At 67.3% G+C, this 19,593-nt stretch carries 17 protein-coding genes and 1 pseudogene; 5 read left to right on the top strand and 13 right to left on the bottom strand.

Annotated features, from left to right (window positions below; translation table 11 throughout):
* Positions 1-118 precede the first annotated feature (118 nt).
* From OHB49_RS08170 to OHB49_RS08150, 5 genes are all read right to left on the bottom strand, one after another.
* Complete coding sequence (locus OHB49_RS08170; RefSeq protein WP_329159096.1) at positions 119-4,486, bottom strand: hypothetical protein; 4,368 nt, start codon at positions 4,484-4,486, stop codon at positions 119-121.
* On the bottom strand, positions 4,479-4,745 hold the full coding sequence (locus tag OHB49_RS08165) for a hypothetical protein (RefSeq protein ID WP_329159095.1): 267 nt from the start codon (positions 4,743-4,745) through the stop codon (positions 4,479-4,481). Before OHB49_RS08165 ends, OHB49_RS08170 begins: the two co-directional genes overlap by 8 nt.
* A 96-nt stretch (positions 4,746-4,841) precedes the next feature.
* Positions 4,842-5,114, bottom strand: a complete 273-nt coding sequence (locus tag OHB49_RS08160; RefSeq protein ID WP_329159094.1) for a hypothetical protein — start codon at positions 5,112-5,114, stop codon at positions 4,842-4,844.
* 67 nt (positions 5,115-5,181) lie between these two features.
* Entirely contained in the window at positions 5,182-5,685 is a 504-nt protein-coding gene (locus OHB49_RS08155; RefSeq protein WP_329159092.1) for a DNA primase, read from the bottom strand.
* 644 nt (positions 5,686-6,329) lie between these two features.
* Entirely contained in the window at positions 6,330-6,779 is a 450-nt protein-coding gene (locus OHB49_RS08150) for a phage terminase small subunit (RefSeq protein ID WP_329159091.1), read from the bottom strand.
* Positions 6,780-6,812: 33 nt separating this feature from the next.
* Between OHB49_RS08150 and OHB49_RS08145 the strand changes: the two genes are divergently transcribed.
* On the top strand, positions 6,813-7,073 hold the full coding sequence (locus OHB49_RS08145) for a hypothetical protein (protein WP_329159089.1): 261 nt from the start codon (positions 6,813-6,815) through the stop codon (positions 7,071-7,073).
* On the opposite strand, the gene OHB49_RS08140 is transcribed toward OHB49_RS08145, so the two are convergent.
* From OHB49_RS08140 to OHB49_RS08125, 4 genes are all read right to left on the bottom strand, one after another.
* A complete protein-coding gene (locus OHB49_RS08140) occupies positions 7,070-7,456 on the bottom strand; it encodes a hypothetical protein (RefSeq protein WP_329159088.1) in 387 nt (128 codons plus the stop codon). The genes OHB49_RS08145 and OHB49_RS08140 overlap by 4 nt on opposite strands.
* Positions 7,457-7,477: 21 nt before the next feature.
* Positions 7,478-8,359 carry a hypothetical protein gene (locus OHB49_RS08135; protein WP_329159087.1) on the bottom strand — a complete coding sequence of 294 codons (882 nt, stop codon included), beginning with the start codon at positions 8,357-8,359 and terminating at the stop codon, positions 7,478-7,480.
* Positions 8,360-8,426: 67 nt separating this feature from the next.
* Positions 8,427-8,687 carry a hypothetical protein gene (locus tag OHB49_RS08130; protein WP_329159085.1) on the bottom strand — a complete coding sequence of 87 codons (261 nt, stop codon included), beginning with the start codon at positions 8,685-8,687 and terminating at the stop codon, positions 8,427-8,429.
* 888 nt (positions 8,688-9,575) lie between these two features.
* Complete coding sequence (locus OHB49_RS08125) at positions 9,576-10,268, bottom strand: hypothetical protein (RefSeq protein ID WP_329159083.1); 693 nt, start codon at positions 10,266-10,268, stop codon at positions 9,576-9,578.
* 198 nt (positions 10,269-10,466) lie between these two features.
* Here OHB49_RS08125 and OHB49_RS08120 point away from each other — a divergent pair, with 198 nt between their 5' ends.
* Positions 10,467-10,688, top strand: a complete 222-nt coding sequence (locus OHB49_RS08120; protein ID WP_329159082.1) for a hypothetical protein — start codon at positions 10,467-10,469, stop codon at positions 10,686-10,688.
* 57 nt (positions 10,689-10,745) lie between these two features.
* Here OHB49_RS08120 and OHB49_RS08115 read toward each other — a convergent pair whose 3' ends face one another.
* Both OHB49_RS08115 and OHB49_RS08110 read right to left on the bottom strand, forming a co-directional pair.
* Entirely contained in the window at positions 10,746-12,335 is a 1,590-nt protein-coding gene (locus OHB49_RS08115; protein ID WP_329159081.1) for a recombinase family protein, read from the bottom strand.
* Positions 12,336-12,374: 39 nt separating this feature from the next.
* Positions 12,375-12,515 (bottom strand): annotated as a pseudogene (locus tag OHB49_RS08110) (sphingomyelin phosphodiesterase); the annotation flags it as partial.
* Between the two features lie 707 nt (positions 12,516-13,222).
* Here OHB49_RS08110 and OHB49_RS08105 point away from each other — a divergent pair.
* Positions 13,223-15,310, top strand: coding sequence for a hypothetical protein (locus OHB49_RS08105; RefSeq protein WP_329159080.1), 2,088 nt, complete (start codon positions 13,223-13,225; stop codon positions 15,308-15,310).
* 99 nt (positions 15,311-15,409) lie between these two features.
* On the opposite strand, the gene OHB49_RS08100 is transcribed toward OHB49_RS08105, so the two are convergent.
* Positions 15,410-15,883, bottom strand: coding sequence for a hypothetical protein (locus OHB49_RS08100; protein WP_329159079.1), 474 nt, complete (start codon positions 15,881-15,883; stop codon positions 15,410-15,412).
* Between the two features lie 556 nt (positions 15,884-16,439).
* Here OHB49_RS08100 and OHB49_RS08095 point away from each other — a divergent pair.
* Both OHB49_RS08095 and OHB49_RS08090 read left to right on the top strand, forming a co-directional pair.
* Positions 16,440-17,456 carry an alcohol dehydrogenase catalytic domain-containing protein gene (locus OHB49_RS08095; RefSeq protein ID WP_329159078.1) on the top strand — a complete coding sequence of 339 codons (1,017 nt, stop codon included), beginning with the start codon at positions 16,440-16,442 and terminating at the stop codon, positions 17,454-17,456.
* Between the two features lie 2 nt (positions 17,457-17,458).
* The gene (locus OHB49_RS08090) at positions 17,459-18,187 is read left to right on the top strand and encodes a hypothetical protein (protein ID WP_329159076.1); all 729 of its coding nucleotides are present in this window, start codon (positions 17,459-17,461) and stop codon (positions 18,185-18,187) included.
* Between the two features lie 98 nt (positions 18,188-18,285).
* Here the strand turns inward: OHB49_RS08090 and OHB49_RS08085 are convergent, their stop codons facing one another.
* On the bottom strand, positions 18,286-18,858 hold the full coding sequence (locus OHB49_RS08085; RefSeq protein ID WP_329159075.1) for a TetR/AcrR family transcriptional regulator: 573 nt from the start codon (positions 18,856-18,858) through the stop codon (positions 18,286-18,288).
* Positions 18,859-19,593 lie beyond the last annotated feature (735 nt).

The raw sequence follows: 19,593 nt of genomic DNA, 5'->3' as shown, positions 1-19,593 counted from the left end.
TGGGGAGGCCCTCCACGGCGCCATGTCGGCTACGTGGAGGGCCAGGTGGGGTGATGCGTGGAGGCCGATCTCCCATGGCGGGAGGGCGGCCTCTGGGTGCGTCTGTGTGTGCGTCAGGTCATACGTAGCGGCCGGTCTCGATCGCGCGTCCGGTGGCTGCGTCGCGCAGCTCGATGCGGTGATCAATCACGCCGCTCACTTCGCGGCCGTCCAGGTAGGTCTTCGAGATCACCTGGATATTCGGCACCGACGTACCGCCGTTGCTCGCTGCGCGGACGTCAGCCCACTGGCCGGACGTGAAGACCGGTTCAGGCTTACCCGTGCCGTTGGCGACGAGGTTCAGCCCCGGCGGGAGGTAGCCGCCACTGTCGTAGAGCTTGGGGTTGCCGATGGCGGGGGCGAAGCCGTAGTGCGACGTGAATAGTGGGTCGTTCCAGCCTCGCGCGCCCTTGCCGACAACCACGCCGGCGCCACCCCTGGACTCGACGTTGACGCCGGCCAGGGTGCCAGCCGTGTGGCCCACGCCCGCATTTGTCACACCGATCCGGAACGGCGAATTCAGGTTGCGCACCCATCCCGCGGGGGCGTTGTCCCCTTGGAAGGAGAACGTCGACCACAGGCGACCCTTCGGCACCTGGCCAAGGATCACCTTCTGAATGCTGCTCATGAACCCGGAGCAGTCGAATGAGGGCGAGCCAGCACCGCCCCACTGATAGGGCATGCCAGCCTTCGAGCGTGCCCACATCAGGGCTCGTCCCACGCCACCCGTTGCGACCGTGCCGCTTCCGTCGCCGAAGATCGAGTTTTTCAGGCTCTTCAGCAGCGCGACAGGGATCTCTGTCGTCAGCTGACCCCACTTGGAGGACGCGAAGCCCCGCATCTGCTCCTTCGCCCAACTCGTCGCAGCGTTGAACAGCTTGTCCGGGTTGGTGAGGAAGTCAGCGGTGCTCTTCGCGCCGTCGACGACGGCCCCACCCGCGGACTTCAGCCCGCCCCAGATGCTGCCAAAGATGCCACCGTCCTTGAACGCTGGCATCCCGTTGGCAATCGCACGCTGAACACCGCTGATACCGCCTGAGCGGGCAGCTGCGTTCAGCTCGTGGATACGCGACGCCCCAACGGCCCGGGTGACTTCCGGTCGCATGATGGCTTCACCGCCGGAGACCGCAATCACGTGGTTGTCTATCCCGGGCGAGTAGCCCGGCATGATGCCACCGGTTGCGAACCCCTTCAGGTCCATCTTCTTGATTTTGTCGGCGCCAGTGACGTCAGCAACTCGGTTCCACAACGGAACGATTCCGCCGTTGTAGACGTGATCGATGATGAAACGGACTGGCTTCTTGGCGATGTCCTGGAGTTGATCCCAGTGCTTTTTGATGTTGTCCTTGGACAGCTTAAACGCGGCTGCAACGAGGTCAACGCCCTCCTTGATCTTCTCGAACGGAGGCTTGATCGCCTTGTCCCAGAGCCACTTGGCCTTGTCACCGATCCATCCGAAGACTGGCTTGATGGCCTTGTCCCACAGCCACTTGGCGACCTTCCCGAGTGCGTCGAATTCCTTCCGGGCTTCGCCGAAGGCTGGCTTGATGCCCTTTTCCCAAACCCACTTGGCCTTGTCACCGATCCACCCGAAGATGGGTTTCAGTGCCTTGTCCCACAGCCACTTTGCCGCCTCGCCGATCGCGCGGAACGCAGGGCCGATCGCCTTGTCCCACAGCCACATTCCGATCTTCCCCAGCGCCTTGAACGCCAGGTAGGCAGGCAGGAGGAAGAGCGTCACCACGAGCGTGAAGAGGAACTGAGCGGCTTCGCCGATGAACTTGAAGGCCGGCTTCAGTGCGTTGTCCCAGAGCCACATGGCGATGGTGCCGATGGCCTTCATCGCCGTCCAGATGGCGGAGAACACTGGCTTCAGGACGTTGTCCCACAGGAACGTTGTGGTGGCCTTGATGCCCGTCCATGCTGCGTCCACAGCGTCATGGAACCACCCGACATTCTTGTACGCCCAAATTACCCCGGCGACGAGTGCGGCAACGACCACAACAATAGCCGTGATGAGCGGAACGATTCCCGTGGCCTGAAGTGCGGCAGCCCACGTGAATGTTTCCAACGCCGCCAGTGCCACAACGGTGTTGTACAGACCCATCGCGATGCCGAACGCGGTCATGCCCACCGTGATGAGCTTGTTTACCGCGTACAACGCCCACAACGTCTGGACGAGTCCAGGCATGTTCGTCGACAGCCAAGAGATTGCGTCGAACAACGGGCCGACAACGGCGAACAACGCCGTCGACAACGGGGCAACGGCCTTACTGAAGTCGAGCATCGACGTCAACACCTTGCCGATGAACTCTGCCATCGGGGGCGCGTTGTCCCTCACGTACTGGAGGAATCGCTCGAATTCTGGAGAACCCTTAAGCCCCGTCGCCCAGTTCGCGAACCGCTCAGTGATGCGGCCCATTGTCTTCGAGATACCGGCCATGTGCGGGAGGAAGGCGTCGATAATTCCCGCCATCCCCTTAAGGATGTTCCCGAACGCCGTACCGAGACCGACGATGGCCGGCTTCGCGTTCTCCGCGATGTCCTGCTTGAAGCCCTGCCAGAACGGTGACTTGAGTTCGCCACTCGCCTTGTCCTGGAGGATCCCCACCGCAGATGCTGCGGCCAGTACGAGCGGCGTCAGGCCAGGCAACGAGTTCTTCGCCCCGTCGACTCCGCGTGTGAACAGCGGGAGGACGGCCGGCTGTAGCGACGTCGACCACGCCTTGAACGCTTTCGTGAGTCCGGACGGGCCGGCGATGGCGTCGAAGAGCTGCCTGGACGCGGGAGTCATCTTCTCCAGCGCTGCGCGGTACTCATCCTGCTTCGTGGTGGCGGCGCCGGTCGCCTTCGTCGACGAGAGGCGCGCAGACTGGAGACCGCGCTCCGCGGACGCGATCGACTCCGCTGCTGACGCCTGTGCGTTCGCAGCGTTGCGGGTGGCGTCGGATACACGCTCCTGAGCGTCGGCAACCGCGCGCGCTCCGTCGACGGCCGCCTTCGCTGCCGCCGCTTGCGCCTTGCGGAGTGCGTCCGTCTGATCGGCTACGCCTCGCTGGGCTTGGCTCACGCGCTCCGTGGCGGCCCGTACGGCGTCGGAGCCCTCCACGCCGGCCGCACGCTGCTTGGCCGCGCTCTTCTGGAGGTCAGCAAAGCTCTTCTGCTGCTCCTTGGAGTTCTGAACGGCTCGCTCGTACGCCAGCTGTGCGGCCTCCTTCTGGAGGTCCGTGGCCGTGGTGTCCGCCAACGTCGCCTGGAGATCCTGCTCCGCTTGCTTGACGCGGAGGGCGGCCTCCTGCTGACTCAGATGCCCATCGATCAGTCGGTCCGACAGCTCCCGCAGCTGTTGTGCGGCATCGGCACGGGCCTGTGTGAGCTGCTGCTCTGCTTGCCGTGCCGTCCGCTTGGCGTCGGTGAGCTGCTGCTCCGCGCGCTTCACACCGTCCGCGGCTGCCTGACGCTGCTCTGCCGCGCGCTGGGCTGCGTCGGCTACGGCGCGCTCTGCCTGCTCCACCTGTCGGCCGGCGGCTGCTACAGCCTGCGCGGCGTTCCGGTGCGCGCTGGCTAGCGACGCCTGCGCGCCCGCAAGCTGCAGCGCCTTCGCGGCAGCCTGCGACGTCGAAGCGGTGCTGCGGTCGGTGGTGCTAGCCGCCTCCGCCTCCGCCGCAGACTTCAGCTGAAGGGCCGACGTGATCCCCTTGACGGCAGGGATGGCGACGAGTGCCAGCGCGCCGACTCCGGCGCCGGCTGCGGCAGCCATCGAGACCACGGCTCCGAGACCCGCCGCGATGATCGGTCCAAGAGGGATGGCGGCTGTGGCAGCCATCTGGATACCGAGCCCCATCAAGGCTGCCTGTGCGCGTCCCGTGTCGACGTCGACACGGACGTTCGCCTCCTTGCGGTCCACGGAGTCGATCTCTTCGCGGATGGCTGCCAGCGCTGCGCGCGCCGTAGCGGTGTCCGCTCTGACGGCTACGTTCGGGTGACTCGCTCCGAGGCGCTGAAGTTCCTTCTCGATCCGCTCCACTTCGGCACGGGCGGCCATGGCGTCGACGTCGATGCCGATCCGCTTGTTGGAGAGCTGCTCCAACTTCGATCGGAGTCGGGCAAGTTCGGCGTCAACTCCCGTGTCTGCCAAGCCCACTTGGAGCTTCGGCATTGCACGGAAGGCCACTTCGAGCTTGCGCTTCAGCGACGTCGCGAACGCGCCTCCGGCATTATCGCCCTGGCGGCCCGCTGCGACGCGGGCGGCCTGGCCACCCTGGTTGATCGCGTTGGGGATGGCGACGACGATGTTGTTGGAGATCGCCTGACCCATCCGCTCGCCGGCTTCGCGGCCTACGCGGTCCGCGACGGGAAGGACGAGGCCCTTCAGCTTGGCGTGGAACTGCGGAATGATCGGTACGACGTCGACGGCTACGCTGCCGACGATATCCAGGTCAGCCATCGTCGCCGCCGAACAGTGCGCCGATGTCCATGGGCTCTGTGCGCTCGCTCAGGATCCGTGCGTACATGCTCATGTCCGCCAGCGCCTCCGCCTTCTCCGGGGAGTCGGGAGCGGCTCTCAGGGCCTCCAGGGCCCACGCGAAGTCGCGGCATGCGTCGCCGCACATGGTGGTGGGGTACAGCCGGTTGTCGATAAGCACGTGTTCGACGTGGAAGCGGCATCCGTCGCGCGCACAGATGTCGTCAGTGGTGGTTTGCAAGGTTCCTCCAGGGCATGCGAGAGGCCCGCAGCGCGTCCGCTACGGGCCTCTCAGGTGGTCTATGGGGTGTCGTTGGTCCCGCTCCTCCGCGGGCCGTTAGGCGGCCTTTCCGCGGGTGTCGGTGAGGATTCCGGGAACGGTCTGCCCGGGATGGGTGCGGGCGTCCAACTTGGCCGCGAGCTTCAGCAGTTCGTTCGCCTCGTCGCCGTCGCCGTCACGCAATGCGCGCTTCGCGCGTCCGTCCCAGACGACGCATGCGTGAGAACAGTGAGAGCCCAGCCGGCTACGCCCGTCGGTGAGGCTCCTCCGGGCGCGCGGCAGGGTGCAGCCGTTGCGACGGCACGTCATGTAGGTGGGTTCAGATCGCATAAGGGCTCCTCCAGGGCATGCAAAAGGCCCCCGTCAACGACGAGGGCCCTGCGGAATGGACTACGCGCTACGTCAGTTCGTCGACGAGCGCGGAAAGGTCTGTGAGTGTCGACGGAGCGTCGCGGAAGCGATCACCCGTCATGGCGAGATACCGCCCGGTTCCGTAGATCTCTACGGCGTAGCCGTCACTCCTCCGGATCCGCCGTCCGTGGCGGACATCGGCGTATCCGAAGATGTGGAGGCCGTCGCCGGATGGTGATACCTCCGTGTACGTCGCGCCCGCCTTACGGACGATGTCCGCGGCCCACGGCTTCAGTGAGCCGTCAGGGGCGAATGCGTGGTCCAGGTCCAGGCAGGCAATGCCGTCGCCGTTCAGGACGAATCCCAGACCGACGCCGGCGCGGGACTTGGACGCTTCCTTGTAGCTGCTCCACGTCCGCGGGTCCGTCGACGAGGCCGCCATGCCGGCAACCGTGATCGGGACCTTCGTGGAGGAGCGGCGAACCCACCTGTCGCAGGTCGTCAGCTCCACGGGGAGCGGGTTGTTCTTCGCCGCGCGATGTGACGCCATGCGGCAGCGGGTGGAACAGAAACGCGCACGGTGGGAGCGGCTCGCCTTCAGCGGCTCCGGGCACCATGCGCAAGTCACGTTCTCCTTCTCCATGGCTCCATCCTAGCACGGGCGCGTTACGGTAATACCTACCCTGACCTGCGTATTTTACAATCTCTTGACTAATCGCTGCCAGCGAACTTCGCGCCTCCCGCTTGATCGCTTCCCGAATGGGATCCATCGCGCCTAGCCACCCCGGAGGACGTCAGAAGGGCCCTGAAACGGTCTCCGGCGGTGCCTGTAGGTCGACCCCTAACCGGTTGTCAGACAGCGCCTACCAGCACCTCTTCGGTCTTGAGACCCTCCGGAGGGGGTGACGGGGGTGGGGTGCGAGCGCCAGCCCAGCGTCGGCCGGCTCGTCGGTCCGCACGCCTGAAGCACAGTCAGCCCGCGCTCATTGGCGTACGCCTCGCGCGCATCCCGCCATCGTCGCCACGCTCGTGGAACGGCGAGTGCGTTCATCCCGTGCGCTTCCACGTCGGCGCTCTCTGTGGTCTCCAGCCAGTCCCACACGAGGCACCTGCGTAGCTCAGGCGGGCATGTCGGCGCGCTGCTGCCTCCGCCACGCTGCTCCCTGCGCGCAAGGAGCGCATCGCGTCGGGCACTCACGCTGTCAGCCGTGGGCGACGTGCGTCGATGTGTGCAACGGGTGCGTCGTGCACTTCACCTGTGCGTGCGTCCACCTGTTCCATCTGCCAGCCCAGTGTCTTCAGGCCGGCAGGGCTGAGGCCAAGGTGATCAGCCAGGTGACGCGCCTCCTGCGCAAGGCCCGCTGTCACGCGTCCCGTGATCGCGTCGCACACAACGCGCACGTACAGAGCGACGATGGGGACGTACGAGTCGTCGTACTGCGTCGCCTGTGGGCTCTCCCACAACTCCGCCCACATCGTGCGCTCAGGCTCCGTCCAGGCCCGTCCCGCGGGCAGGTCCGGGATCGGATCGCTGCACCCCGCGAGCGGCAGCACAACGGGGCCTGTGGCGCCGCCTCGTGGCCCGCCACGGTTGGCACGGGAGTGCGGCGTCCATGGTTTCTGACGGGGTCCAGGCTGAACCATGGCTCCCCCTCCTTCTCAACTAGGCTGCCGTATATGGGGATACGAGGCAGGATCACGGCCGCGCGCATCGACACTGCCGCGCAAGCGAGGCTGAAGGCGGGCGGCAAGGTGTTTGCCTACCGCCTCCAGGTCCCGCAGACGTCGGACAACGACATGTCGTCAGTGGCCGACGCCATCGAAGCCGTGGAGGCCGTTGGCTGGCGTCTGGACCGGATGGAGCCGGACACCTTCACTGGCCAGAGCGCGGCCGGTACGAACGTTTCGTGGATGCTCGTGTTCCGCGCGACGGTCTAGCCCATGCGGTAGGCGGGCTCAGCAAACGGGTTGCGGCGGCTGTCGGTCGGCACGGGCTTGCGCTCCGGGCGCTGGCCGTTCTCATCCAGGCCGTGCTTAGCGCGGTACGCCGCGACTCCGGCGCTCACGGTTCCGGCGCCGCTTCCGACGTCGCCCCCACGGTCGCCGCCCGCGCGGGGGCCCTGCGGAGCGGGGTTCGCTGCGGACAGCTCCGCGGCGAAGGCAACGGCGTCAGCGGTGATCGCTGCCTCGTCGACGCCCTGGAGCCGCGCGGACTGCTCGATGGTGAGCCCCGCCGCAACGCCGGCGCGCACCTTCGCGAGTTCGAGTACGGGGCCCGTCAGGGGCTCCGGGGGCTGCTCTGGGGTCTGCTGTTCGGTCATGGTTAGTCGGTCCTCTCGGGATTAGCGGTTCTGGCGGGAGCGTGCGACTGCTTCGCGCTCTCCGCGGGTCTCTGCGCCACGGTTCGGCGGCGACGGCGCACGGTTCGGCGTCACGGTCGGGCTGATGTCGACGACGCGCGGGAGGTCGTCGGGCACGGAATGACGCGTCTCGAACGCGTCCTGCGCCGCGATCACCTCGTCCACGGACTCAGGGATGTACGCCGTGCCGATCTGCACGAGGAAGACGAGGTGGTCCAGGTCGTAAGCCCGCGCCCGCATGACGTCGACCTGACGTGCAGGCGTCTCGTCATTCACGCCCTGGACGTCACCATGTCCGCTTGCCTTGGCGCGGGAGTACAGGCTCCCGGGGCCCGTTAGTTCACCCTGTGAGAGGGCGCTCCACTGAGCCTCGCGAATGCCGGAGAGCACCGACACGAGCGGCTTCAGCTTCGTGTATGCCTCCGCGGCTGCGCCCCCTGCCGCAAGCGCCGCGTCGGCGTCGCGTACTGATCCCAGCGCGGGAACGTGCTGCTTCGCCTCCTGAAGGAGGTCCGCAAGCTGTACGCCTAGCGCCTCCAGGATCTCCGCCCGGTACGCCTGACGAAGCGACACAAGGGTTGCTGCGCCGGTGTAGTCGCGATGCAGCGCGAGAAACCGGGACCGCACGGCGTGGGCACCAACCGCGCGGGTGTACGCCTCCTGCGCGCGCTGCTCCACGTCGGCCGGCCAGGTGCCGGAGGTGAGGTACTCCTCCGCTACCTCGTCAGCCACCCGCGCCGCCTCCGCCTCCGGGGTCTCAACTGCGGGGAGAGAGCGAAGGAGTTCGTCGACGCGGGCCTTGCGTCGGTGGTAGTCCGCGATGGCGGGTACAGCCGCGTGGGCGGCTTCGAGCTGAGCGTTCATTAGGTTCCCTCTCGGATACAGCGCAGCCCCCACCGGTCGGCAGGGGCTGTAGTAGGTCTAGAAGGCGCTAGGCGGCCTCGTAGCGGGCCTCGTCCGCCCACTGGGCGGTCCAGTAGGCCGCAAGCTCTTCTCGGCGCGCACGCACGCGCTCACGGGCTGGCGTCGGGTTGGCTGCGTAACGTCGACGCGCCTCCGCGTTGGCACACTCCCGGCACTGCTTCTTCAGGCCCCCGATGCACAGGGGGTCAAGGTGGTAGTAGACCGGTGTGCGGGGCCAGTTGATGCCGCAGGTACGGCACGGCGTCGACGAGGTGGGCACGTCGGACATGGGGATCTCCTGTTCGTCTCGCTTTCGAGCGTTCTCGCTACTTCGGGCAAATGAAAAAGGCGCCACCGTGAGGCAGCGCCTTGAAGAGGTCTGACGGTCCCAGCGGGAGCACGTCGACGTGGAGGCGGAGGAGAGTTCGCTCCACGTCGATGGCTCTACCGCTGGGACCGATGCGCCCGCACCCGCACGAGAGGAGGAGCAGGGGGCGCAGTCAATGCGGAAGCGTGGTGTCCGGCCGAAGGTGACCACACTTCCGCAGCTTTCGAGGGTTCGGAGCCGTGCCACTCGCCGGCCGCGCGTTTTCCCCTCTGTCTTAGTTATGTCGGCGATGTGTCACGACATCACACCCATAAAGGTCCAAACCGGGCATTATCCCGCAATCTCGTTATCAAATCGGGATATTGAGAGTGCCTGTCATCGCCATCCCTCTACCTACGTTATGGGGCGGGAATCGCCAAATGTGACGCTCCGAGATGGAATCGTTACCGGTTTCTGGCAGCCTCCGTCGACCCGCCCACCCCCGCTCCTCCTCGTCGACGAGCGGCCTCCGACGGGGCGCGGACAGACTGAGGACAAAAAGCCAAACTAACCCCTACTTTTCCTTTCTCCTTAACGCGTCTTAGAGAGAATGAAAGTAGGGGGTTAGTTTGTCTTTTTGGCCAGACTGACCGCGAATCCAGGGCGCAAACTGGGACACAGTAGACACAGGCCAAACTAGGACCCCAATCTCAGGAGTGGGTCACGCTGCAAGTCCATCTTCGGATTGGACAAAAGTTTGTCCAGCAGCCCCCGGGGAGGCGTCGGGGGACGTCGACGAGTAGCCGCCCCGGACGCGCGGATGCCCCGCTCCTCCGAAGAGGGCGAGGCATTCCGTCACAGCGGGTTACGTCAGGCGGTCACGTACGCCGCTCCCGGTCGCACCCGACGAGCCTCCGCCAGGCACGCGGCGTGTACGGGGGAGAACGTGGCGCCCTCTTCGACGAGGGTCAACTCCTCCGCGTCGCCGTACTCGCCGCAGTGCGCGCAGCCCATCGTTAGCCCCTGGCACTCGTGGCACTGGATCACGCCATGCCGGTCCCGCAGGACGTGCACGCTCTGCGCCAGCCCGCAGACGCAGTAGCCAGCCGCCTGCGGGTTCGACGCCTCGTGCACGGGCATGCCGGCCGCCAGCGCCTCCGCGACGAGGACGAGGGTCGCGCAGTCCCGCAGCTCCGCCGCGCGTCCGAGGACGTACACCGCGTCGAAGTCGGTCACGGTGTAGTCCGCGTGAAGGGCATAGGTCGCGACAGTGCCCGTCTGTTCCGCGACGTCGATCGCGTGGCCACGGAGGAAGTCGCGGGCGTCGGCGGTGTCGATCGGGCCGACGACGAGCGCCGTCGACGTGGGGGTCTCGTCGAGGGTCTTGCGGGTGACGAGGTAGCGGCGTGCGGCCCACACGATGTAGATGCCAGCGTCCTCCAGGTGGAGGGAGATCGAGAGGCCCTGGACGGATCCGATCTCCTCCACGGGGCGGTTCGGCTTGAGCGCCAGGACGTCGCCGGGGAGGATCTCAGACCCGAGGACCGTGAGCTGTGCGAGCATGGTGAGGCTCCTTCGTGGAGTCAAAGGGCCCGTCGTCCGCCAAGACTCAGCGGGCCCTTTGTCGTGTCGTTCCTTGTGGCTACGAAACTAGACCCACTTGTAGCCACAAGGCAAGCCACTTGTGAAGGAATCTTGTAGCTACGAGCCGGAACCTTCGCCCACGTCGCCTTGTAGCCACGAGTTAGCTACGGTGGTCCCATGACCGAGCAGCCTGACAGCGAGTACGACACCCCTCGTCGCTTCCGCATGCCTGACGACGAGTGGGAGCCGTTCCTAGCAGCCACGAAGTCCATGCATCCTGAAGGACGTAGTCCCCGCGGGCGCGTCCTGCGGGAGTTCGTCAGGTGGTACCTGCGACGGCCAGGCGCGAAGCTTCCGGAGCGCCCGCCGGCCGGCCCGTGGAGCAAGCCCTCCGAGTAGCAAGCGCACAACAGAGCCCCCGCCGTTGTCGACGGGGGCTCTCCTGCGTTGGTGAGGCTACGAAGCCGACGCGACGGACCGCGACGCCATGATGCGGAACGCCTTGTCCGCCCCTGCGTCGGGATCCTCACCGTTCACGAGAGGTTGCCAACGAGGCGAGTGCCCCTCCGGCCGTACCTTCACAGTGATCCCGAATTCGCTCAGCAGTTGACGCCGGGCGCCATCGTCGGGCGCGGCGTCCCACTCCGACGCCACCGTCTTACCGGTCGGGCGCGTAACCATGCCTGCCGGGCGGATCGGCACGGCACGCAACCGCTTGATTTCCGCCGTCAGTTCGCTGTACCGAGTGCGGTACCACGCGGCGTCGTCCTCGTCCTCGTACAGCCCTGCCGCACGGTCGTCGCGGAGTCGGTTTCGCGCGGTGAGTACCTCGTCCAGTGCCTCTTCCACCCCGTTGCCCGGGTCGTAGACCGTTTCCATGAATGCGTGATCCCCGAACGTCTCCAGGAACCAACCCGTGACGCTCTCCTCCAAGATCGAAACTTGGATGGTCGGTGAGGGCTGGCAGTTGGACAGCCCCTTGGCCCGCGACTTGCACGTCATGGCGACGGGGAGGCCACTTCGGTACAGACGGAATCCGCAGATCCCGCACAGGGCGACGGACGAGAGCAAGTGAGTGCCGGACTGTGCTCGCTTCTGCCGTGGCACCTTCGGCCCCAGCTTCGCCACGAGGGCGTCACGGGTTGCACGGCCCCACAAGCCGGGAGCCACACGGACGGGAAGGCCCTTGTCGTCGATGACGGGGCGTTCCAGGTGCATGAGATAGCCGAGAGCCGCCTCCGACACGAGCATCTTCTTCAGTGCAGCACCGTCCCACGGACCGCCCCGCGGCTCCCTGCCGCTCATGACCCGCTCGTGATCCGCAGGGGAGTAGACACCCGTCCGCGTGAGCCTGGCTGCCTCGCTGTACTCCGTGGTTTCGCCGGTCTCGTCCGACAGGATGCGGCGCGCGACGTCGCGGATAATCTCGCACGCGTTCTCTCTCTCGCGTACGTCGGGCGGCATCTCTTCGCCCCGGTCCAGGGCCACGTGATCGATGCCCGCCTTCGGGTGGAGTCGCACGTACCGGTATCCGTACGCGTGCTTTCCCCGCTTGCGCCCTTGGTTCCGGGCCTTCGTTGTCTCGTCCCGGTTGCGCCCTTGTGTTGCGCGTAGTTCCCGCTGCGCGCCCCACGCCTCCATGATGAAGCGGTCTTCGTCGACGGGGTCTGACAGGTCCCACGGCCCGACGTGGCCGTACGTGACGAGTAGCTTGCCTTCATCGCGCATCCTGAATCCGGTGTTCAGGCAGTCGACGAGGCTCCGCCCGATTCGGTCAACGGCTGCGCCGGCCACACCGTCGTAGGGACCACGCTCGTTACGCAGCCATGGACCAAGCTGAGGGCGGTCCAGGGGATTTGTGGCTCCGGAGATCTCCCAGTCGTCCGCCCACGCAATGACGTGCCCGCCTACGCTGGCTACGGCCGACAGCACATTGTCCCGCTGACGTGCGGGTGACCACGTCGCATCGGACTTCCGTGACAGTCGACGTACGGCTACGAAGCACTTCCCGCACCCGTCATACGGACGTTCCTCAGCGTGGTTCATCCCGCCCCCTCGTCAGTACAGTTAGGCCATAGTACCGATCAGGAACGTGTTGTAGGTGAGAACCCTCAGTGACGGGGTGCCGGCGGCCGATGCCTGAGGAGCATGTGCGGCCAGCGTGACGGCGACGAGCGCGGCGGACAGAGTCACGCCGGAGGTGCGACGGAGCGCGGTGAGCGGCACGGGGTCTCCTGCTTCTGCGGATGGGGGGTGGATCGAGCAACCCACATCAAATCAGCGGGAGTTACCCATGGGTAGACGCCCGGTGTCGAGAGTCTCTCCATCGGCGTACCAATGGGCGAGGGATCCGGCGCGCGCGTCGCAGCCGATTCCGGTCAGCAGACGGTCAACGCGCCGACCCACACGACGACTTCGGTAGCACCTTCACCGGCCAGTTGGCCCGCGTACGACTCGGGCACCATGCGGGCCGAGGGCCGAGGCCGCAGATGGCCGCGCACCGAGACATGGCGTCCCCAGCCCCGGCGCGGCGCATACTGCCCCGGCTGCTGTCGCACAGTGCGAGGAGGCGGCGACGAAGAGTGGAAGGGGCAAGGCGAGCACGCGGTCGCCTCCAGACGCCGGACCGGTCGCCGGGACCCACCGGCCGCTGCGACCCGTGGGGCGCCATCGTCCGGGGCTGCATTGCTCACCTGAGCCCAGCCCTCGCTCCCGCTTCCCGCACTTTTCACAGCACCCTGAACCGAACGGGGAACCGCTGCAGACAGTGCAGAATCATCTCGTCCCCCCGTCAGCATCTGCGTCCGCCGGCGGACCGGTTACGGTTCAATAGTGACCGCCTGGTCCCGCGGAACCACGATCTCCATCGGGCCCGGGGCCGCTGGCATGCTGTGGGACGGCGGCCGTACGACAGGACAGGCAGGGCCGGTGTGATGAGGATGTTCTTCGCGCCCGAGGAGACCGAGGAATTCGAGGCGGCGCGTTCGCTGCTGATCCGCCGGATGGGTCAGTGGGCCCGCGAGCGGGGCGAGAGCGTGGACCCGTTCTTCGTCGAGACGGCGCTCGATTATCGCCACCGAGGTACCTGCGACGGGCGGCTGGGGCTGTGGGAGCCCAGGCACATCGAGGAGTATCTGCTGGACTGGGTGCCGCGCGCAGTCACCGTGCTGCCCGGCGAAGAGCCGGCGGATGCGCCCGGCACACTTGCGGCTCTGCTGCGCTACCTCGATGCGATGGGCCTCAGCGACCCGCGCGGGGCCTCGTCGGCCGACAACCTTGCTGCGATCGAGTCCCTCACACCGCAGTTCGCCCCCGCCATGGCTGACCGCGGCCGCTGGGGATTGGCGAAGTTCTGGGCGGTCACCGCAGCCGAGCAGGGGGTCGATGTCCAGGATCCGGCGGCGCTTGAAAGCTTCGTGGAGCAGGCTCAGCAAGGCGAGGTGCCGTACGACCAGGACGTACTGGACGAGGTGTTGCGCAACCACCTGACGCGCGGCCCGGCAGAAGTGACACGTGCCGAACCGCAGCTGCCGGTCCTGCTGCCCGCCGAGAAGGAGCTGCGTGCACGCGCCGAGACGTCCCGCGCGCTGCGGTGGCTGCGAGGGATCGCCGACTGGGCGGGCCCTGAGGGGCGCGCGCTCACCGCGACGGGCAACCTGCGAATGGCGGACGCGCGAGCCCTCGTTGCCGAGCTGGGGACAGGCGACGCGGTGGATACGGCGCGCTCCTCCACGCAGCTGCCGCGGCTGGGGCTTGCGGTCGAGTGGGCGAAGAAGGCCCGGCTGGTACGGGTGGTCAAGGGGCGGCTGTACGCGGTTGCCAAGGCGCAGCCCTTGCTGCAGGACCCGCTCTCGCTGTGGCGGCACGCCTTCGAGACCTTCCCCGAGCTGCGCGTGGCACTCCTGGGCACCCGCAGTGGCCGACACGTCGGGTCGATGCTCTTCGACAGCTTCGAGGACATCGTGCCGGATGTTCTCAACACCCTCTACAGCCTGCCGCACGCCATGCCCTGGCCCCGGTTGCGCGACTCGCTGCACCTGAGCTACCGCACCGAGTACGACCTGACCGGGCACTACGCCTGGCAGTTGGAACTCGGACATGCGGACCGTGATCTGCGCACCGCATTGGACGTGCTGGAGGACCTGGGCGCGATCAAGCGGCACGAGGGCATGGCCGACCCGGTCTTCCTCGACATACCGCTCGAGGAGTCCGTGCTGCCGCCCGCCGGGATGCCGCCGGAGCTCGCCGAGCTCTTCGGCGTCGTCGCCGGTGGACAGGGGGAGAGCGAGGATGCCGAAGAGCGGAGCAAGGCGCGGCGGGCGGAACTGACCGACGGGCCGGTCGAGTTGATCCGTCTCACCGCCCTCGGCCACGATTCCGTACGCCGCCGGCTGCTCGCCGAAGGACGTGATGCCCCGCGCGTCGGTGAACTCGCCCACGCCCCCGCCGCCGGGCTCCTGGGTGTCATCGCAGAGCACTACGACCCGGATGCCGCCCGCACCGAACTCGCTGCCTGGGTCGCCGCCCGGGAGAGCTCTGCCGAGGCGCTGCAGAAGCTGACCGACGCCGTGCGCGCGACCCCGTTCCGTACTCGCGCCGAAGTCATGCTGGACGCGCTCGTCGACGCGTACCCGGACGGCGAGGCCCTGCTGCGCGGTCTGCGCGGCGACCCGCTCCTCGGCCCCACTGCCCTGAGTGTCCTGGTGCGCCGGGAGGTCCTCGGTGCCGAGGACCTCAACGAGCCCGAGAGCCTCGTCATGGTCGCCGAGAGTCTGCTCCAACTCCTGGAGACAGCGGGACCCGAAGGCTTGCTCGAAATCCTGGGAAGCCAGGAACTCTCCGCCCACAAGGCTCTTGAGGCCGCTCTCGCATCCGGTCATCCCGACCAGGCGGGCCTGGCGGATCTGAGGACGGTCGCCGAGCAGGCCCGTCGGCGGCCGGCCGCACATCTCGGCCGCAGCCATCAGCGGCGCCGACCGGGCGAAAGGGGCAGGGGCAGGGGCGGCAGGCGGCGGCACTGACGTCGCCGGGAACGAGGCCGAGGAAGCAGCGAAGGCCCCTGGCCGGGAGCCCATTACGTAGCGACGACGCATTCCGCGATTTGCGGAAAGGCGGCGACCTCACGCAGCCATCGCCACCGCGGCCTTGCTGAGCGAGGCGTCGGGTGCCGGGGTCCGGTCGGCGAAGACGACAATCCGCAGTAGTGCGAACCGTCCGATCCCCGCCAGCGCGGACGCCGACAGATAGACCGTCTGCTCCACCAGGGCCGAGGGCTCGGACCGGACGGCGTACAGGCAGAGCAGCGCCCCCGTCGTGAACGCGTAGCTCACGGCGACGGTCACCCCGGACTGAAGATGGACCCCCCACCCCTTCCGCTTGCTCCGGAAGGAGACCCGCCCGTGCAATTCGGTGGCGATGACCGTGGAGACGACGGTGACCAGCGCGTTGGCAATGGCCATCGGTATCCGGTCGTTGAGCAGTACGAGTACCCCGCTGGACGCCAGCCCGACACCGCCACCGCACACGACGAACCGTACGAAGGCCGCGACGAGCGGATGAGGAGTGCGCGTCCGCGGACGCGAAGGGGCGGTCACGAGGGGCCTCCGTAGGCTGAGTGGAACGGTGTTCCGATTCCACCCCAGAACCTACGGACCGGGCGTCGTCCGAGCGACCGGGTTAATCCCCGACTTCGTTGGGGGGTAACCCCCAGCTGTCCCCTGGGGGAAGCCCCTGAGGTGTCCCCGCTGAGATGCCGCAGGGGGCTTCAGAGGGCGACAGCGGCGGTCGCTGCCGTAGCGATGGAGGGGGAAGTCCATCCGCTGCTGCGGCAGTGCCACACGGTACTACTTCGATCTGCCGGCCGAAGACGTCGTCTTCGACTACGTGATCTCGGTTCCCGGATCCGCGACGGGGCGAGGGGCGCCGGGCCGTGGCCGAGTTGTACCGCGACTACGGCAGCACCATGGTCCTGCGGAGCGATCGACAACCGGTTGGTGGAGCTCGCGGTGTCCTCGCTTGACTTGACGCTCCCAGGAAGACCAGCCATTGTGGAGCTAAGACGACCGGTCATATTGACCGGATGTGACGTCTGTCCACGGACGGTATTCGCGGGCGATCCGGCGTGCGAGCCACCGACGAGCAAGGAGTGCCATGTCCACATACCGAGCGTTCGAGGTCACAGAGGCGCGGAAGTTCGAGCTGGTGGAGCGTGAGGTGCAGGAGCCGCCGCTGGGACATGTGCGCCTGCGGGTCGAGGCATGCGGGGTCTGCCACACCGATGTGGTGGCCGTCGAGGGGATGCGGCCCGACCCGTCCTCGCCGGTGGTCCCCGGGCACGAGGTCGTCGGCGTCATCGATGCGGTCGGTCCCGGGGTGACGACATGGCGGGTCGGTGAGCGGGTGGGCGTGGGATTCCTGGGCGGCCAGTGCGGAGTGTGCGACTTCTGCCGGCGTGGCGACTTCGTCAACTGCGCGGACCAGCCGCAGACGGGCAGTGACGTCGACGGCGGCTATGCGGAGTCGATGGTCGCCAGGGCCAGCGGCCTGGTCCGGATTCCTGAGGGGATCGACTCGATCGACGCGGCGCCGCTGCTGTGCGCGGGGCTGACTGTGTTCAGTGCGCTCCGGCAGATCGAATGCGTCCCGGGCGCGCTGGTGGCCGTGCAGGGTATCGGCGGCCTTGGGCACCTGGGCGTGCAGTACGCGAACAAGCTCGGGTTCCGCGTCGCCGCGATCGCCCGGGGCATGGGGAAGGCGGAGTTGGCCAAGCGGCTCGGCGCCGACCACTACATCGACAGCTCCACCGAGGACGCCGGCGCGCAGTTGCAGAAGCTGGGCGGCGCGGCCGCGGTCGTCGCGACTGCCGCGAGCGGTGCCTCGATGTCGCCGCTGGTCTCCGGGCTGGCGCCGCGCGGCCGCATGGTGGTCGTCGGTGCCGCCGCCGACCCGGTCCAGGTGCAGACCACCGACCTGATCTTCGGCACCCGCACGGTCACCGGAAGCCTGACCGGCAGCTCCATCGACAACGAGGACAGCCTTCGGTTCGCCAAGGCCCGAGATGTCCGCCCGATGACCGAAGTCGTGCCGCTCGCCCAGGCGCCCCAGGCGTACGAGCGCATGATGTCCGGCGAAGCCCGCTTCCGTATCGTCCTGAATATGGCGGTCTGACAATGAATGAGAAAGGTAACCTCAAGGATCTGACCATCGCCGCGCACGGCGGCCTCGATCGGTGGAACGCGTTCACATCCCTCACCGCGCACATCCGCAACGGCGGACCACTGTGGGGGCTCAAGGGGCAGGAAGGTGTCCTTGCCGACGCCCATGTCCGCGTCGACCTGCACAGCCAGTTCGCAAGCCACTTCCCGATCAAGGAGGAGGGGCGGCGTACCGCCCTCACCTCCCAGCGCGTCGCGATCGAGACCGACGCGGGTGAGGTATTGGCCGAACGGGACAACCCGCGGGACTCCTTCACCGGACACGTCCTCAAATCCCCGTGGGACGAACTGCAGTTGGCGTACTTTGCCGGATATGCCATGTGGACGTATCTGACTGCACCTTTCTCCTTCACCATGCCCGGCTTCACGACCGAGGAGCTGACGCCCTGGGAGGAGGACGGGCAGACGTGGCGCCGGCTGAAGGTGACGTTCCCCGACAGTGTCGCGACCCACTCCAAGGAGCAGACCTTCTACATCGGCAGCGACGGCCTGTTCAAGCGGCACGACTACAACGCCGAGGTCGTCGCGGGCGGCCCCGCCGCGCATTACCCCTCGGAGTACCGGGAGTTCGACGGGATCAAGGTCCCGACCGAACGGCGGGTCTATGCCCTCAACGAGGATGGAACGCCCAACCTGGATCTGCTGCTCGTCACCATCGAACTCGACAAGATCACGCTCGAATGACGTGCGGCGCACTACACCACCGAGCCCCCGGCCGTCCGCGGCAGGGGGCTCGGTGGTCGTGCTCTCGGGTCGTGGAACCGGAGAAGCGCCCCACGTGCTCAGGCGAGCAGGGTGCCGAACACCGTGTCGAAGAACACCTCGTAGGAGGCTTCCGAATGCTCGGACCGGGCGGAGATGAGCGTCCCCTCCCAGGCGTTGAGGATGAACCGGGCGAGCGTCTTCGCGTCTGTGGTCGCCGCGACCTGGCCCGACTCCTGCGCCTGGGTGATCGCAGCCGCGAGAGCCTGCGCCCAGCGCTCCAGGCTGACCCGTACCGCCTCGCGGATCACATCGCTGTGGTCGGCCATCTCCGTGCCGAAGCCGCCAATGAGGCAGCCGCGCGAGAAATCCCGGCCGGTGTTCTCGTCACGGAGGAATTCGAAGTGCTGACGCAGTCGGAGCAGCGGATCGACCGACGCGTCGGTGAGCTCCGAGAGCCGGCGGCTCTCGCCGTACCGCTCCAGGGCCACCACGGCCAGCGCCTCCTTGCTCACGAAGTGGTTGTAGAACGACCCCTTCGGAACCCCCGCGCTGTCGGTGATGTCCTTGACGCCCGCCGCGTTGAACCCGCGCGCGTGGAACTGCTCGACCGCCGCGTTGACGATCTCCTCGCGCACACTCCTTCTGCTCACCAGGACTCCTTCATGGCAATATGACCAACCATCTTAGAACTTTACCATGCACCTTATGTCATCATTGGGCCGGGATTGGCGGAGGTGCCGACCACACCGTGCGGTCAACCGCCGGACGCCTCGGTACTTCGCCCGGAGCCGCGCAGGTGAGGGGAATCCGGCTGCCGTCACCGCCGTCGGCCACGCGCCGCCGCCGGGAAGGGTCTTCGCTCTCGCCGGCTTCGCGTGGGCTGCTGTAGGGCCCGGTCAGGATTCCCGGTGACTCACCTTCCAGCCGGGTCAGGCCGCTGCCGGCAGCGGCGTTCCCCTCAGTGGACGCCGCGCGCCGAGCCAGTGCTGCCACTGCGTGTGATCTGCTGCAGCCGCCGGCCTTCTTGGGCGGTCGGTCTGCGCATACAGGCAGGCTCTGCCACCGCACCTCCAGCGGTCGGATCGGACGTCGCCGCACATCCGATCGCCACGACCGCCAACCCGGCGAAACTTCGCGGTCACAGCACGAGCGACGGAGCGGCTGCGATCGGGATCTTGGGCAACTGGCTTCCTTCCGAGCTGACTTGAGGTGGGAGCGCGAGGCGGCGCGGCGGGTGAACCGGCACCCGCGCGGTCGCCCACCGGACTGCTTCACGCACCCGTCGTACCCGCCGGGACTCGGAGCGAGGTGCTCGTAGGCCGCCGTGAGCCGGTGCCGTCTGCGCCCTGACGGGCGCTCGCGGGTCTGCGTCCTTGTTCGCAAGG

The sequence above is a fragment of the Streptomyces sp. NBC_01717 genome (assembly GCF_036248255.1).
In the GTDB taxonomy this organism is placed as follows: Bacteria; Actinomycetota; Actinomycetes; order Streptomycetales; family Streptomycetaceae; genus Streptomyces.
The sequence above is the reverse complement of the archived record's forward strand: the minus strand, read 5'-3'. Positions and strand labels throughout refer to the sequence as shown.

Excerpts from the sequence above, each read along its gene's own strand:
- OHB49_RS08170 (WP_329159096.1), bottom strand. The coding sequence starts at position 4,486 with ATGGCTGACCTGGATATCGTCGGCAGCGTAGCCGTCGACGTCGTACCG.
- OHB49_RS08105 (WP_329159080.1), top strand. The coding sequence starts at position 13,223 with ATGAGGATGTTCTTCGCGCCCGAGGAGACCGAGGAATTCGAGGCGGCG.
- OHB49_RS08115 (WP_329159081.1), bottom strand. The coding sequence starts at position 12,335 with ATGAACCACGCTGAGGAACGTCCGTATGACGGGTGCGGGAAGTGCTTC.
- OHB49_RS08125 (WP_329159083.1), bottom strand. The coding sequence starts at position 10,268 with ATGCTCGCACAGCTCACGGTCCTCGGGTCTGAGATCCTCCCCGGCGAC.
- OHB49_RS08090 (WP_329159076.1), top strand. The coding sequence starts at position 17,459 with ATGAATGAGAAAGGTAACCTCAAGGATCTGACCATCGCCGCGCACGGC.
- OHB49_RS08130 (WP_329159085.1), bottom strand. The coding sequence starts at position 8,687 with ATGTCCGACGTGCCCACCTCGTCGACGCCGTGCCGTACCTGCGGCATC.
- OHB49_RS08140 (WP_329159088.1), bottom strand. The coding sequence starts at position 7,456 with ATGACCGAACAGCAGACCCCAGAGCAGCCCCCGGAGCCCCTGACGGGC.
- OHB49_RS08150 (WP_329159091.1), bottom strand. The coding sequence starts at position 6,779 with ATGGTTCAGCCTGGACCCCGTCAGAAACCATGGACGCCGCACTCCCGT.
- OHB49_RS08145 (WP_329159089.1), top strand. The coding sequence starts at position 6,813 with ATGGGGATACGAGGCAGGATCACGGCCGCGCGCATCGACACTGCCGCG.
- OHB49_RS08120 (WP_329159082.1), top strand. The coding sequence starts at position 10,467 with ATGACCGAGCAGCCTGACAGCGAGTACGACACCCCTCGTCGCTTCCGC.
- OHB49_RS08135 (WP_329159087.1), bottom strand. The coding sequence starts at position 8,359 with ATGAACGCTCAGCTCGAAGCCGCCCACGCGGCTGTACCCGCCATCGCG.
- OHB49_RS08155 (WP_329159092.1), bottom strand. The coding sequence starts at position 5,685 with ATGGCGTCACATCGCGCGGCGAAGAACAACCCGCTCCCCGTGGAGCTG.
- OHB49_RS08095 (WP_329159078.1), top strand. The coding sequence starts at position 16,440 with ATGTCCACATACCGAGCGTTCGAGGTCACAGAGGCGCGGAAGTTCGAG.
- OHB49_RS08160 (WP_329159094.1), bottom strand. The coding sequence starts at position 5,114 with ATGCGATCTGAACCCACCTACATGACGTGCCGTCGCAACGGCTGCACC.